Genomic DNA, 14,709 nt, shown 5'->3' on the forward strand with positions numbered 1-14,709 from the left:
CGTGGTGGCGTCCGCATCGGCCGTGCTGCTGGCCGAGACCCGCCGCAAGCCGGGCCGGGTGCTGCTCACCGGCCTCGCCGTCATCGTCGCCACCGTGTTCGCGGCCGGCACCACGCTGTTCAGCGAGACCCTGCGCGGCTACCTCACCGAGGGCGACGTCGTCACCCCGGAAGCCGCCGCGGTCGTCGTCGACGCCTCCCGGCTCGACGTGTACGACGAGGAGGCCGCCGCGGAGCTCCTCGGGGGGATCGAGGAGCTCGACGGGGTGGCCGAGGTCGTCGGCGTGTGGGGCTCGACCGCCACGATGACCGCGAACGGCACGTCCGGCGAGTGGTCCGTGGCCTCCGATCCGATGGCCGGGCCGCTGTCGCGGCTCGAGGCGCCCGAGGAGGGCAGGCTGCCCGCCGGTCCCGGCGAGGTCGCGATCACCGAGGTCACCGCGCAGCGCACCGGCCTCGCCGCGGGCGGCACCCTCACGATCCCGGAGGACGACTACGGGGAGCCCGAGCGGACGTACACCGTCACCGCGGTGGTGGACGAGCCCCCGCGACGGGCGGGGCAGAACGAGCTGTTCGCCCTGGTCGACGACGTGGTGGGCGTCAACGGGTGGCTGAAGCAGGTCGACGTCGCCGCGGCACCCGGCACCGATCCCGCCGAGCTGGCGGCCCGGGTGGGCGAGGTCGTCGACCACCCCGACGCGGTGGTCACCGGGGAGGAACAGCGCACCGAGGAGGGCGAGGAGGCCGCCGAGACCGTCACGGCCGTGCTGGTGGGCGTCGGGGTGTTCGCCGGGCTGGCCGTGGTGGCGGCCGCGGTGGTGGTGGCGTCGACGTTCCGGATCGTGCTCACCCAGCGCCGCACCCAGCTCGCGCTGCTGCGCTGCGTCGGGGCCCAGCGGGGACAGCTGATCCGCGCCGTGCTCGCCGAAGCCCTGGTGACGGGGGTGGTCGCGGGCCTGCTCGGGGAGGTGCTGGCGATGCTGGCGGGCCAGGGTCTGCTGGCCGCCATGCGGTCGAGCGGGATGACCGACGTGCCGGACCTCGTGGTCTCCTGGCCGATGCTGGCGGGGGTGTTGCTGGTGGCGGTGCTCACCACGGTGGTGGCGGCGCTCGCGCCCGCCTTCGCCGCCGCCCGGATCCCGCCCGTCGCCGCGCTCGGCACCGCGGGCGCGGGCGAGGTCGGCGCGCCGCGCCCGGTGGGCCGGCTCGTCTTCGCCGGCGTGCTGGTCGTCGTCGCCGTCGGCCTGGCCGCGGTCGGGACGTCGTCGGACGGGTCGCCGCTCGAGTCGATGCTCGCGGTCGCGGTATCGGGGATGGCGGCGTTCGCCGCGGTCATCGCCGCCGGCCCGCTGCTGGTGCGCGCGATCGGGGCCACCGTCGGGCGGCTGGTCGCCCTCGTCGCGGGCGGCCCCGGCCGGCTCGCGACGGCGAACGCCGCGCAGGTCCCGCGCCGGACCGCCGCCACGATCTCGGTGCTGTCCCTCGGCGTCGGCCTGACCTCCGCGCTCCTGGTTGCGCTGGCCACCGTCCAGGCCGGGGCCGAGCAGCAGATCGACGCGCAGTTCCCGGCCGAGGTCGTCGTCGGCGCGACGGACCCGAGCAGCGCGGAGGCGTTCGCCGAGCAGCTGTCGGCCGACGACCGGCTGGTCGTGCGGGTCGAGGGCGACAACCTGCTCGTGGACCCCGCGCCCGGGGCCGACGTCGCCGCGGTCCGCGCGGCCGTCGAGCAGGCGGCCGCCGAGAGCGAGGACCTGCTGACCGTGGGCGTCGCGGGCGAGGCGCGCGCCGAGATGGAGAACGAGCTGTCGATCGCGAGCCTGATCGGGCTCGGCCTGGTGGGGATGACGCTGCTCGTGGCTGTCGTCGGCGTCGGGGTGACCCTGATGCTGTCGGTCACCGAGCGGGTGCGCGAGACCGGCCTGCTGCGCGCCGTCGGGCTCTCCCGGCCCGGCGTGCGGATGATGGTCGCCCTCGAGGCGGGGGTGAGCGGCACCGGCGCGGCCGTGCTCGGCGTGGTGATCGGTGCGATCTACGGCCGGCTGGCGGTGTCGGCGCTCGGCCTCGACGGCGGGCCCTCGGCGCTGCCGGTGCTGCAGCTCGTCGGGCTCGTGGCAGCGGTCGTGGTGGTCGCGATGCTGGCCGCGATGATCCCGGCGGTCCGGGCGGGCCGGGTGCCGCCGATCCGGGCGCTGCAGGAGGCCTGACGCGGGCTCAGCTCGGGTCCGAGCCGCGCAGCGCGGCGAGCCAGATCGCGAGGGCGGCGAGCAGCGCGGTGGTGCCGGCCCAGGTGCCGGCACCGGCGCCGCTGACCCAGGTCCAGAGCAGGGCGAGGACCGGCGCCGGGAGCAGCAGCGGAAGGTCCGCGCTCAGCTGCCGGTGCAGGGGTGCCAGACGCTTCGCGCGTTCCAGGGTGGAGGCGTCCGGCGCGCTGGGGTTGTCGGTGCGGCGCCCGCGTGGCTCCCGGTCCCGCACCGGCCCCGAGGGGTGCAGCAGCCGCCCGTCGACCTCCACCGCCACCAGGCGGTGCCGCAGCGGATCGCCGTGCACCCGCACGGTTGCGGGTGCGCGGAGCCCGACGAGTACGGGGTCGAAGTGGACGGGGATCCACCGCCGGGGCGACGCCTCGGTCTCGAGCCAGCTGCGGGCGAGGAGCCCGGCCTGGATCCGGACCCGCCGCACCGGCACACCCCGCGCGGGGCGGGCGGCCGCGTGCCGGCGGCTCAGCAGCTGCCAGCCGGCGGTCAGAACCACGAGGACGGCGACGGTCCCGGTCAGGTAGAGGGTGTCGAGGGCGCTGTCCGCGTCGGCGAGCGCCCGCGCGCCCGGCACCAGCGGCGTGCCGGGCGCCGCCGGGTCGTAGGCCACCTCGGTGCGGGTGCCCGCAGGCGGAGCCGCGCCCGCGAGCTCGACGGGGTCGGTGCGCTCGGTGCCGCCCTGCGGCGTCCAGCGCACGTCGACCCGGTTGCCGTCGGCTGCGACGACCGTGCCGAACGTCCGGCCGGTGGCAGCGGTCAGCCGGCCGGACGCGCCCGCGAGCGCCGTGCCCGCGACGACGGCGAGCACGGCGCACACGGCGAGGACGAGCCCGGTGGTGAGCAGGCCGTACCGCAGGACGCGGGGCACGCCGACCGCCGGGGCGCGTCAGCCGACGAACCCGATGTCGGCGTACCGGACGTCGGCGAACCCGCGAGCCCCGAGGTTCGCCAGCGTGCTGCGCACGGCGAAGGCGCCGGTGGACTGGTAGAGCGGCAGCTGCGGCATCTCCTGCCAGAGCAGCTGGTCGATCTGCTGGCCGAGCTCCACCCGGCGCGCGTCGTCGAGCTCGCGGATCGCCTGGTCGTACAGGGCGTCGATCTCCGGGGTGCTGATCTTGCCGTAGTTCTGCTCCCCGCCGCTGGTGTAGATGTTGCGGGTCGAGGTGGCGGGGAACGCGGTGCCCTGCCAGCCGAACGCCACCATGTCGAAGTTGCCCGGGGTGATGTACTCGTCGAAGAAGTCGCCCGCCGCGGCCTGCACGACCTCGACGCCGATGCCCGCCGCGGCGAGCTGGTTGGTGACCAACCCGATGATCCGCTCGGTGATGGGGTTGCCCGCGTCGGTGAGGAACCGCACCGTGAGCGGCCGCCCGCCGTTGGTGCGCACCTGCCCCTCGCCGGGGGAGGTCCAGCCGAGTCCGTCGAGCGCGGCGCCCGCGGCGGCCGGGTCGAAGGCCACCACCTGCGAGTGGTCGACGTAGTCCTTGGAGCCCTGCACGTACAGGTAGTTCCCGAGCGGGGTGGTCTCCGGCACGATCTGGCCGATCAGCGCGCGGGCGATGGTCTGGCGGTCGATGCTCTGCGCCACGGCGCGGCGCAGCGCGGGGTCGGCGAGGAGCGACCCGGGGGCGCCGCCGAACGTGACGTGGTTGTAGCTGGGCTGGACGGCCTGCCGGATCTCCGTGCCCGGGATGCCCTGCGCGCGGGCGAAGAGGTTGACGTCCGAGCCGATCGCGTAGAAGTCGAGCTCGTTGTTGGCGAGCGCGTCGGCCAGCGCCCCGCGCTCGACCACCCGGTAGATGATGCGGTCCAGCTTCGCGGGCTCACCCCACCACTTCTCGTTGCGGACGACGGTGATCGTCTGCGCGGTGGTGTCGATGTTGTCCACCCGGAACGGGCCCGCCGACGTCGGCACGGCGTTGATCCAGCCGCTGTTGAACGTGGTGGGGTCCGTGGTGGTGGACACGGGGTAGATGAACTCGTACAGGCTGCGCCACTCGCCGAAGGGCTGCGCGAACGTGACCACGGCCTGCTTGTCGTCCGCCCCGCGCTCCACCGAGGCGATGTCCTCGTAGCCGGTCGTGCTGGACACCTGGAACTCGGGGTTCGTGCCGTTCAGCGCCTGCCACTGGGCCTGCAGGTCGCGCCACGTGATCGGCGTGCCGTCGTCCCACGTGGCCTCCGGCCGGAGGGTGTAGGTGACGACCTGGGGTTCGGTGGACGTCAGCTCGATCGAGGTGAAGTAGTCGGTGTTCACCTCGACGGTCGCGTTGGCGAGCACCCGGTGGCTGCTCGGCAGGAATGACGAGATGACCTCGCTGTTCACCGCGAGGGTGCCGTCGACCTGGAGGCGGTTGAGGTTGTCCGGGAGCTGGTCGAGCGGCCAGCGCAGGTCGCCTCCGTCCGGGATCTGGTCGCGGGGCACCGGGTTGACGTCGTTCTGGCCCTCCTGCTGCTGGTCGGGCGCCACCACCTGGCCGCCGCCCCCTCCGCCGGAGCCGCCTCCGCACGCGCTCAGCGCGAGCGCGATGGCCGCGACGAGCGCTGCCACCGTCACGGTCCTCGACCGGATGCGCATCGGGACGATCCTTCCTGTCACGTCAACGGGCCCTCACCGGTGCAACGTCAGAGCACGGCGTGCGGTGCGGCGAAGTGGCAGGCCACCTCGTGGTCGTGGATGTCGCGGGCCTTGCCGGGAGGCGGCTCGAGCCCGGGGTCGTCGTCTTCGCACCGCCGCCGGTCGCCCGGGCCGAGCGCGGCGTAGCGGGGGCACCGGGTGCGGAAGCGGCACCCCGACGGCGGCTCCGACGGGCTGGGGAGGTCGCCGGTGAGCAGGATCCGCTCCCGCGCGCGTTCGACGGCCGGGTCGGGCACGGGGATCGCCGAGAGCAGCGCCTGCGTGTACGGGTGCTGCGGGGCCCGGAACACCGTGCGCACGTCGCCGATCTCCACGATCCGCCCGAGGTACATGACGGCCACCCGGTCGGCGACGTGCCGCACGACCGACAGGTCGTGGGCCACGAAGAGGTAGGCGAGGCCGAGCCGCACCCGCAGCTCGTCGAGGAGGTTGATGATCCCGGCCTGGATGGAGACGTCGAGCGCCGACACCGGTTCGTCCAGGACCAGGAGCTTCGGCTCGAGCGCGAGCGCCCGTGCGATGCCGATGCGCTGGCGCTGCCCGCCGGAGAACTCCGCGGGGTAGCGGCTCGCGTGCTCCGGCGCCAGCCCGACCAGCTCCAGCAGCTCCGGGATCCGCCGGGCGATCTCCGCCCGCGGCACGCGGTGGGTGACGAGCGGCTCGGCGAGGATGTCGGTGACCGGCATCCGGGGGTCGAGCGAGGCGACCGGGTCCTGGAACACCACCTGCACGTCCCGGCGCAGCGCCGTGCGGTCCTTCGTGCCCAGCGTGCGGACGTCGCGCCCGAGCACCTCCACCGTGCCGCGTTCGGGCGCCTCGAGCCCGAGGATCTCCATCAGCGTGGTGGTCTTGCCGCAGCCCGACTCGCCGACCAGCCCGAGCGTCTCGCCCGCCCGGATGTCGAACCCGACGCCGTCGACGGCGTGCACGGTGCCGACCCGGCGGCGCAGGAGGGTGCCGGAGGTCACCGGGTAGTGCTTGATCAGGTCGTCGACCCGCAGGACGGTGACGCGCTGCTCGCGCGGCACCCCGGCCGGTCCGGCGACCGGCTCCGCCCCGTACACGTCGGCGGCGTCGCGCCGTTCGAGCTCGCCGCTGCGGTGGCAGGCGGCCCGGTGCTGCGCGGCCACCACCTCGAGGCCGGGTTCGACCTCGCGGCAGAGGTCGACGGCCAGCGGGCAGCGGGGTGCGAACGGGCAGCCGGGCGGCATGTCGGTGAGCGCGGGCGGCTGCCCGGTGATCGGGACGAGCGGCCGTCGCTCGTCCGCGTCGAGCCGGGGGAGCGAGCCGAGCAGGCCGAGGGTGTAGGGCATTCGCGGGCGCCCGAACAGCTCGTCGACGGGTGCGGTCTCCACCGCCCGGCCCGCGTACATGACCATCACGCGGTCGGCGGTGCCCGCGACCACCCCGAGGTCGTGGGTGATCAGCATGATCGCCGCGCCGGTGACGGCCCGCGCGGTCTTCAGCACCTCGAGCACCTGGGCCTGCACGGTGACGTCGAGCGCGGTGGTCGGCTCGTCGGCGATGATCAGGTCGGGGTCGTTGGCGATCGCCATGGCGATGACGGCCCGCTGGCGCATGCCCCCCGAGAACTCGTGGGGGAACGCGCGGGACCGCGCGCTCGCGCCCGGGATGCCGACGAGGTCGAGCAGTTCCACCGCACGTGCCCGCGCGGCGGACGCCGACAGGTCGCGCCGGTGGATGCGCAGGGCCTCAGCGATCTGGTCGCCGACCGTGTACACGGGCGTGAGCGCGGACAGGGGGTCCTGGAAGACCATCGCGATCCGGCGCCCGCGGATCCGGGACAGCTCGGTGTCCGGCTTGCCGAGCAGCTCGGTGCCCCGGAACCGCACGGATCCGGTGATCCGCGCCTGGCCGGGCAGGAGCCCCATGACGGCCATCGCCGACACCGACTTCCCGGACCCGGACTCCCCGACGATCCCGAGCACCTCTCCGGGGGCGATGTCGAGGTCCAGACCGCGGACGGCCTCGACCCGGCCGGCCTCGCCGGGGAACGACACCGCGAGGTCCCGCACGGCGAGGACCGGCTCGTCCGCCGCGGCCGGCTCGTCGAACAGGGGCTCCGCGAGACTCATCGGGCTCCTCCCGTGCCGCGCTGGGAGCCGGAGTCGAGTGCGTCGCGCAGGCCGTCGCCGACGAGGTTCACCGACAGCACCGCCAGCACCAGGAAGCCCGCCGAGAAGCCGAAGAGCCACGGGTACGTCAGGGCGGAGTCGGTGCCCGCGGCGATCAGCGAGCCCAGCGAGACGTCGGGCGGCTGCACCCCGAACCCGAAGAACGACAGGCCGGTCTCGGCGAGGATCGCGGAGCCGACCGTGATGGTGGCGTCGATGATCAGCAGCGACGACATGTTCGGCACGATGTGCCTGAAGATGATCTTCCACGGGGGCACGCCCATGAATCGCGCCGCCTTCACGAACTCCCGCTCGCGCAGCGAGAGCGTCATGCCGCGCACGATGCGGGCCGTGATCATCCAGCCGAACGCGGCGAGCAGCACGACGAAGACCAGCCACGTCCGGCCGCGGAACCCGGGGGAGAGGATGGCGATGATCAGGAACGAGGGCAGCACGAGGAGCAGGTCCACGAGCCACATCAGCGCCCGGTCGACCCATCCGCCGAAGTAGCCGGCCGCCGCGCCCACGACCGCCGCGAGGCCGGTCGAGATGAAGCCGACCAGCAGCCCGATGACCAGCGACTTCTGCAGCCCGCGCATCGTCTGCGCGAAGACGTCGGCGCCCACCTGGGTGGTGCCGAACCAGTGGTCGGCCGACGGAGCGGTGAGGAACGCGCTGTAGTCCAGCTCGTCGTAGCCCCAGCGGTTCACCAGCGGCCCGAGGTAGGCGAGCGCGAACAGCAGCACGATCACCGTGAGCCCGAGCAGCGCCCGCCAGTTGCGCAGGAACCGGCGGGCCACGAGGCGGCCCCGGGAGGTGCCCACAGCAGCGACCGGCTGCCCGACGGGTGCGGCCCCCGTGGCGCCGGAGCTCTCGACCGATGCGGACATGCCGCTCACCTGATCCGGATGCGCGGGTCGAGCGCGGCGTACAGGACGTCGGACAGCCAGCCCGAGATCAGCACCAGCACCGCGATGAAGAGCGTGACGATCGCGACGATGTTCGTGTCCTGCTGCTGCACGCCGTAGACCAGCCAGTCACCCATCCCGAACCAGCCGAAGATGCGCTCGGTGAAGACCCCGCCGGTGACGAGGAGCCCGAACCCGAACGCGAAGAGCGTGGCCATCGGGATGAGGGCGGTCCGCAGACCGTGGGTGAACAGCGCCCGGCGCCGGGTGAGGCCCTTGGCCTGCGCCGTGCGCAGGAAGTCGCTGCCGAGCACGTCGAGCATCGCGCTGCGCTGGTAGCGGCTGTAGTAGGCGATCTGGCCCAGCGCGATGGCGAGGGTGGGCAGCACGAGGTGCTGCAGCCGGTCCAGCAGCTCGGCCAGGGCGCTGCCCTGGAAGCTCGGTGTGACCTCGCCCTGGAAGTAGAGGATCGTCGTGCCCGCCGCCTCGTTGAGCTGCAGGCCGCCGAACTTGAGCAGCTGGGCCAGCACGAACACCGGCATCGAGAGCACGAGGAACGACAGGAACGTGGCGACGTGGTCGCTGAACCGGTACTGCCGCACCGCGCTCGCCACCCCGACGACCACCCCGGCCGCCACGCCGAGCACCGTGCCGACGAGGAACAGCCGCAGGCTCACCCCGATGCGGCTGAAGAGCTGGTCCGAGATCGGAACCCCGGTCACCGTCGTGCCGAAATCGCCCCGCACGACGTCGCCGAGCCAGCCGGCGAACCGCTCTGGCACGGGCTCGTCGAGCCGCAGCTCCGCCCGCTTGGCCTCGATCACCGCAGCCGGTGGGGGCGGCGTGCGCTCGGCGAAGTTCGCCAGCGGGTCGAACGTCAGCGCAGCGAGGGAGTACGCGAGGAACGTCGCGATCAGGCAGAGAGCGACGTAGTTCACGAGGCGCCGCGCCAGGAACCGGACCATGCGTCTCCTTGCCTACGCCGGGCGGGTCTGTCGGGCGTCCATCCTCGCGCGCCGGGATGTTGGCGGGAACGTAGGGACGCCCCCTGTGTGCTCGCCGTGAAGCGGGCGCGGAGATCGGCGCGAACCCGGTCCCCGGGAAGGATCTCTCCTCACACGCTGTCACCCGGTCGTGGCAATCCGCGCCTGCGGATGGCACCGTGACCCGCATGCCGGCCCCGCGAGCTCCCGCCGTGAACGCCACCGCCGCCGCGCTGCTCGGCCTGTTGCACGAGGGGCCGATGTCCGGGGGCCAGCTGGTGGCCACCGCGGCGGAGCGGTTCGGTGCCTTCTTCTCCGTCACGCGCAGCCAGGTCTACCGCGAGCTCCCCGTCCTGGCCGCGGCCGGGCTGCTCGAGCGCGGGGAGCAGGGGGCGCGGGCGTCGCAGAAGTACGTGATCACGCCGCAGGGCAAGCGGGCGTTCCGCGCGTGGGTGGCCGCCGGCCGCGGTGTCGACAGCCTGCGCAGCCCGCTCGTGCTGCGCCTGCTGCACGCGCGGACGCTCACCGCGCGGCAGCGGGCGGAGCTGGTGCGCACCAGCCGGGAGGCGTACACGGAGCGGCTCGCGGCGGCCCGCGCCGAGGCGCGCCGCGAGCGCGACCCGTACCGCAAGGCGGCGGCCGACTTCGCGGTGGCCCACATCCGCGCGGTGCTGAAGCTCCTCGACGCCATACCCGAGTAGCCGTCGCGGCCGGGGCGTAACCTGGAGCGTTGTGAACCCCGACGCCGCGGCCGATCTGAAGGACCTGTCCGCCACGCTGGAGAACATCGAGGCGGTCATCGACCTGCCCGCGCTGCGCGCCGAGATCGCCGACCTCTCCGACCAGGCGGGCCAGCCCGACCTGTGGGACGACACCGAGGCGGCACAGCGGGTCACCAGCCGGCTCGCCCACGCCCAGGGCGACCTGCGCAGGCTCGAGGACCTGCGCCGCAGGCTCGAGGACCTGCCGGTCCTCTACGAGCTGGCGGAGGAGGAGAGCGACCAGTCCGCCATCGCCGACGCCGACGCCGAGCGCGCCAAGCTCCGCGACGAGATCTCCTCGCTCGAGGTGCGCACGCTGCTCTCGGGCGAGTACGACCCGCGCGAGGCGCTCGTCACCATCCGCTCGGAGGCGGGCGGGGTCGACGCCGCCGACTTCGCCGAGATGCTCATGCGGATGTACCTGCGCTGGGCCGAGCGCCACGACTACCCCGTCGACGTCCTCGACACCTCCTACGCGGAGGAGGCGGGCATCAAGTCCGCCACCTTCCAGGTCCACGCCCCGTTCGCCTACGGCACCCTCTCGGTCGAGCAGGGCACCCACCGGCTCGTGCGCATCTCGCCGTTCGACAACCAGGGGCGGCGGCAGACGTCGTTCGCGGGCGTCGAGGTCCTGCCGGTCACCGAGACCACCGACCACGTCGACATCCCGGAGAACGAGATCCGCATCGACGTGTTCCGCTCGTCCGGCCCCGGCGGGCAGAGCGTCAACACCACCGACTCGGCCGTCCGCATCACGCACCTGCCCACCGGCATCGTGGTGTCCTGCCAGAACGAGAAGTCGCAGATCCAGAACCGCGCGGCCGCCATGCGCGTGCTGCAGTCGCGCCTGCTGGAGCGGCGCCGCCAGGAGGAGAAGGCGGCGATGAACGCGCTCAAGGACGGCGGCTCCTCGTGGGGCAACCAGATGCGCTCCTACGTGCTGCACCCCTACCAGATGGTCAAGGACCTGCGCACCGAGTACGAGGTCGGCAACCCCTCCGCCGTGCTCGACGGCGAGATCGACGGCTTCATCGAGGCGGGCATCCGCTGGCGGCGCAGCCAGGCCACCGCAGACGCATAACTCGTCGCCGCCACCAGCGCTTCGGCGGGTCGGTTCCCGGGGTGGTACCGACCGACGAGTAGCCTTCCGCGTCGTGATCCGCCTGGAACGCGTCACCAAGCTGTACAAGACCTCGACGCGCCCGGCACTCGACCGGGTGTCGATGCAGGTCGAGAAAGGCGAGTTCGTCTTCCTCATCGGGCCGTCGGGATCGGGCAAGTCGACGTTCCTGCGGCTGCTGCTGCGCGAGGACGTGCCCACCAAGGGCAACATCTTCGTCTCCGACATGAACGTCGCGAAGCTGCCGCGGCGGCGCGTGCCCAAGCTGCGCCAGCGCATCGGGTGCGTGTTCCAGGACTTCCGGCTGCTGACGAACAAGACGGTCGGCGAGAACGTGGCCTTCGCCCTCGAGGTGATCGGCAAGTCGCGCAACACCGTCAGCAAGGTCGTGCCCGAGGTGCTCGACCTCGTGGGCCTCACCGGCAAGGCCGACCGCATGCCGCACGAGCTCTCCGGCGGTGAGCAGCAACGCGTCGCGATCGCGCGGGCCTTCGTCAACCGGCCCCAGGTGCTGCTTGCCGACGAGCCCACCGGGAACCTCGACCCCGACACCAGCCAGGACATCATGCTGCTGCTGGAGCGGATCAACCGCACCGGCACCACCGTGCTCATGGCCACCCACGACCACTCGATCGTCGACTCGATGCGCCGCCGCGTCGTCGAGCTCGACCTCGGCACCGTCGTGCGCGACGACGTGCGCGGCGTCTACGGCGTGGGGCGGTAGCGCATGCGCGCCGATTTCGTCACCCGCGAGGTCTTCACCGGCCTGCGCCGCAACGTCACCATGACGATCGCGATGGTGCTCACCACCGCGATCTCCCTCGGACTGGTCGGCACCGGCCTCCTCGCGGTGCGCACGATCGACCGCACCGAGCAGCTCTACAGCGACCGGTTCGAGGTGCAGGTCACCCTCACCGCCGACGTCTCCGCCACCGACCTCGACTGCAGCCAGCCGATCTGCACCGACCTGCGCGACACGCTCGAACGGTCGCCGCTCGTCGAGTCCGTGCGGTTCCAGAGCCAGCAGGAGGCCTACGAGCACTTCCAGGAGCTCTTCGCCGGTCAGGCGCTCGCCGAGGTCGCCCGGCCGCAGTCGCTGCCGGCCACGCTGCGCGTGCGGCTCGCCGACCAGCAGGGCGGCGCGGACGCCGTGCGCCAGGCCGTGGACGGCCAGGTGGGCGTGCGCAACGTGATCGACCAGCGGGAAGTGGTCGCCAAGCTGTTCGACATGATCGGCAGCTTCCGCGACGTCACGTTCGCGCTCGCGATCGTGCAGGCGATCGCCGCGCTGTTGCTGATCTCCAACACGGTGCAGATCTCGGCGTACACCCGGCGCACCGAGGTGGGCGTCATGCGCCTCGTCGGGGCCACCCGCTGGTACACGCAGCTGCCGTTCCTCATCGAGGCGGTGGTCACCGGCGTGATCGGCGCCCTGATCGCCGTGGGCGGGCTGGTGGCCGGGAAGTTCCTGTTCATCGACGACCTGCTCTCCGGCATCGTCGCCAATGGCGTGGTGCCGCCGGTGGAGCTCGCCGACATCGGCTGGGTCGCCCCGATCCTCATCATGATCGGCGGCGGGATCGCGGCCGTCACCGGCTACGTGACGCTGCGGATGTACGTGCGGCTGTAGCCCTGCGCTGTAACCCCGAGCCCTCGATCCACCCTCCCGCGTAGGCTGGACCGGTGAAGGAGAAGGGGCGCAAGGTGATCGCGCAGAACCGGCGGGCGCGGCACGACTACACCATCCTCGACACCTACGAGGCCGGCGTGGCGCTGATGGGCACCGAGGTGAAGAGCCTGCGGCTGGGCCGCGCCTCCCTCGTCGACTCCTTCGCCACGATCGACGACGGCGAGGTGTACCTGCGCGGCCTGCACATCCCCGAGTACACGCAGGGCAGCTGGACCAACCACGAACCGCGGCGCACCCGCAAGCTGCTGCTGCACCGCAGCGAGATCGAGCGGCTGATCGGCAAGATCCGCGAGGGCGGGCTCACGCTCGTGCCGATGTCGCTGTACTTCAGCGACGGCAAGGTCAAGCTGGAACTGGCCCTCGCGCGCGGCAAGCGGGCCTACGACAAGCGGGCCGACCTCGCCAAGCGCGACGCCGACCGCGAGATCCAGCGCGCGTACGGCCGGGCGGCCAAGGGCCGGGCGCGGGAGATGCGGTGACGGTTCCGGCGCCACCGGAGTCCGACGACGACGTCCCGCGGTTCCTCGCCGACCTCGGCCTGCCCGGGATCGTCGACCTCCACGTGCACTTCCTGCCCGAACGCGTGCTGCGGAAGGTCTGGGCGTACTTCGACCAGGCGCAGACCCACTACGGCCGCGCCTGGCCCATCCAGTACCGCACCCCCGAACCGGACCGCGTCGCCACGCTGCGCAAGCTCGGCGTGCAGACGTTCGCGCCGCTCGTCTACCCGCACAAGCCGGGCATGGCGCGCTGGCTCACCGAGTGGGTCACCGGGTTCGCCGCGGACACCCCCGACGCGGTGCCCACCGCCACCTTCTACCCCGAGCCCGACGTCGCCGACTACCTCGGTGCCGCGGTCGAGGCCGGCGCCCGGGTCGTGAAGGTGCACGTCCAGGTGGGGGCGTTCGACCCGCGCGACCCGGTGCTCCGCCCCGCCTGGGGCCTGCTCGCCGACGCCGGCGTCCCCGTCGTCGTGCACTGCGGCAACGGCCCGATCCCGGGCGAGCACACCGGCCTCGACGTCTTCGGGGCCGTGCTCACCGAGCACCCCCGTCTGCGGGCCGTGCTCGCGCACGCCGGGATGCCCGACTTCGCCGCGGCGCTCGACCTCGTGCGCCGCCACGAGGCCGTGCACATCGACACCACGATGGTCGGCACCGCGTTCAGCAACCGGTTCGCGCCCCTGCCGCCCGACTGGCCCGCGCAGTTGGCGGACGTCGCCGACCGGGTGGTGTTCGGCTCCGACTTCCCCAACATCCCCTACCCCTACGCGGAGCAGGTGCGCGCGGTCGCCGAGTGGGCCGCGGCCGACCCCCGCCTGGGCGAACCCTTCCTCCGGTCCGTCCTCCACGTCGCGCCCAGCCGTCTCCTGGGGCTCTGACCAGCACGATTGCCGTCGCCTGACATCGGGTACCCGCCCGCATGGGCTCGGTGCTGAGTGCTGTGGTCGTGCTGGTCGTGCTGGTCGTGCTGGCGGCCGTCGCTGCGGTCGCGATCCTCACCCTCCGCATCCGCAGACGCACCCACGACGAACCGGCCGCCGGACCCACCGCCCCCGACCTCGGCATCGGCGGTGGTTGGCACGGGCCGAGCGCCAGCGGCGGGTTCCCCGCCACCGACCCCGCCCGCAGGCGGCGACGCGGGTGACAGAACCGGGATGAACCGCAGCCCGCCGGGCGTTACACTCGACGGACGCCCGGACCACCGGGCCCAGAAGGGGGTGAACGGTTTCGACTCCGGATGCGGATCGAGGGGAAGCGTGCCGAGGAAGGCGACGATGATCTCGTTAACCATACGTCGCAAAAAAATAAGTGCCACCAATACGGTGCACGCCCCGGTCAAGGCCAAGCAGAGCGACTTCGCTCTCGCCGCCTGATCCAGTAAGGGGCTGTCGGCCCGGGTGCGTTCCCGACCCGGATCCCGGCATCAGCTAGGGGACTCACCCGTTCACCCGGTCGCGGGGCGGACGGGGACACCAAACAGCGACTGGGATCGTCACACCGGCTCGTCCGCATGACCGGTGGATCCGAGTAGAGGCAGAGCGGACTGCGCACGGAGAAGCCCTCGTGAAGCGACGGAGGACCCGGGTTCGATTCCCGGCACCTCCACGACACGGCGGGGCGTGCTCACAGAGCACGCCCCGCCGTTCTTTTGTGTCCGGGGCAGAAGGCCGACGGACCCCGGGTGGGTTCCGCGGAACCCGCCGGGGCGGCCCCGCGC

The 14,709-nt window shown here is 73.0% G+C and carries 13 protein-coding genes and 1 other RNA gene; 9 read left to right on the top strand and 5 right to left on the bottom strand.

Annotation, left to right across the window (positions count from 1 at the left end; all coding sequences use genetic code 11):
* The first annotated feature begins 1 nt into the window (after position 1).
* Positions 2-2,203, top strand: coding sequence for an FtsX-like permease family protein (locus tag ACFPL3_RS24760; protein ID WP_379589672.1), 2,202 nt, complete (start codon positions 2-4; stop codon positions 2,201-2,203).
* Between the two features lie 7 nt (positions 2,204-2,210).
* On the opposite strand, the gene ACFPL3_RS24765 is transcribed toward ACFPL3_RS24760, so the two are convergent.
* From ACFPL3_RS24765 to ACFPL3_RS24785, 5 genes are read right to left on the bottom strand one after another with little or no spacing between them, the layout of a single operon-like run.
* Positions 2,211-3,122, bottom strand: a complete 912-nt coding sequence (locus ACFPL3_RS24765; RefSeq protein WP_379589673.1) for a hypothetical protein — start codon at positions 3,120-3,122, stop codon at positions 2,211-2,213.
* An 18-nt stretch (positions 3,123-3,140) separates the two neighbouring features.
* A complete protein-coding gene (locus ACFPL3_RS24770) occupies positions 3,141-4,832 on the bottom strand; it encodes an ABC transporter family substrate-binding protein (protein ID WP_343944204.1) in 1,692 nt (563 codons plus the stop codon).
* A 47-nt stretch (positions 4,833-4,879) separates the two neighbouring features.
* Entirely contained in the window at positions 4,880-6,988 is a 2,109-nt protein-coding gene (locus tag ACFPL3_RS24775; RefSeq protein WP_343944205.1) for an ABC transporter ATP-binding protein, read from the bottom strand.
* Positions 6,985-7,917 (bottom strand): ABC transporter permease, encoded by a 933-nt coding sequence (locus ACFPL3_RS24780; protein ID WP_343944206.1) that lies wholly within the window; start codon positions 7,915-7,917, stop codon positions 6,985-6,987. Before ACFPL3_RS24780 ends, ACFPL3_RS24775 begins: the two co-directional genes overlap by 4 nt.
* 5 nt (positions 7,918-7,922) lie before the next feature.
* Positions 7,923-8,900 (bottom strand): ABC transporter permease, encoded by a 978-nt coding sequence (locus tag ACFPL3_RS24785; protein ID WP_343944207.1) that lies wholly within the window; start codon positions 8,898-8,900, stop codon positions 7,923-7,925.
* 206 nt (positions 8,901-9,106) lie between these two features.
* Here ACFPL3_RS24785 and ACFPL3_RS24790 point away from each other — a divergent pair, with 206 nt between their 5' ends.
* The 8 genes from ACFPL3_RS24790 to ssrA all read left to right on the top strand — a co-directional run bounded on the left by ACFPL3_RS24790 (position 9,107) and on the right by ssrA (position 14,600).
* Positions 9,107-9,619 carry a PadR family transcriptional regulator gene (locus tag ACFPL3_RS24790; protein ID WP_343944208.1) on the top strand — a complete coding sequence of 171 codons (513 nt, stop codon included), beginning with the start codon at positions 9,107-9,109 and terminating at the stop codon, positions 9,617-9,619.
* Positions 9,620-9,650: 31 nt separating this feature from the next.
* A complete protein-coding gene (gene prfB, locus ACFPL3_RS24795; RefSeq protein ID WP_343944209.1) occupies positions 9,651-10,760 on the top strand; it encodes a peptide chain release factor 2 in 1,110 nt (369 codons plus the stop codon).
* 73 nt (positions 10,761-10,833) lie between these two features.
* A complete protein-coding gene (gene ftsE / locus ACFPL3_RS24800; RefSeq protein WP_343944210.1) occupies positions 10,834-11,523 on the top strand; it encodes a cell division ATP-binding protein FtsE in 690 nt (229 codons plus the stop codon).
* A 3-nt stretch (positions 11,524-11,526) separates the two neighbouring features.
* Complete coding sequence (gene ftsX / locus ACFPL3_RS24805) at positions 11,527-12,429, top strand: permease-like cell division protein FtsX (protein ID WP_343944211.1); 903 nt, start codon at positions 11,527-11,529, stop codon at positions 12,427-12,429.
* Positions 12,430-12,482: 53 nt separating this feature from the next.
* Positions 12,483-12,968, top strand: a complete 486-nt coding sequence (gene smpB / locus ACFPL3_RS24810; RefSeq protein ID WP_343944212.1) for an SsrA-binding protein SmpB — start codon at positions 12,483-12,485, stop codon at positions 12,966-12,968.
* Complete coding sequence (locus tag ACFPL3_RS24815; RefSeq protein WP_343944213.1) at positions 12,965-13,870, top strand: amidohydrolase family protein; 906 nt, start codon at positions 12,965-12,967, stop codon at positions 13,868-13,870. Before smpB ends, ACFPL3_RS24815 begins: the two co-directional genes overlap by 4 nt.
* A gap of 50 nt (positions 13,871-13,920) precedes the next feature.
* Entirely contained in the window at positions 13,921-14,136 is a 216-nt protein-coding gene (locus tag ACFPL3_RS24820; RefSeq protein ID WP_343944214.1) for a hypothetical protein, read from the top strand.
* Positions 14,137-14,205: 69 nt separating this feature from the next.
* Positions 14,206-14,600: a transfer-messenger RNA gene (gene ssrA / locus ACFPL3_RS24825) on the top strand.
* Positions 14,601-14,709 lie beyond the last annotated feature (109 nt).

Origin of the sequence: Pseudonocardia zijingensis (genome assembly GCF_042657305.1) — a bacterium.
Classification (GTDB): Bacteria; Actinomycetota; Actinomycetes; order Mycobacteriales; family Pseudonocardiaceae; genus Pseudonocardia; species Pseudonocardia zijingensis.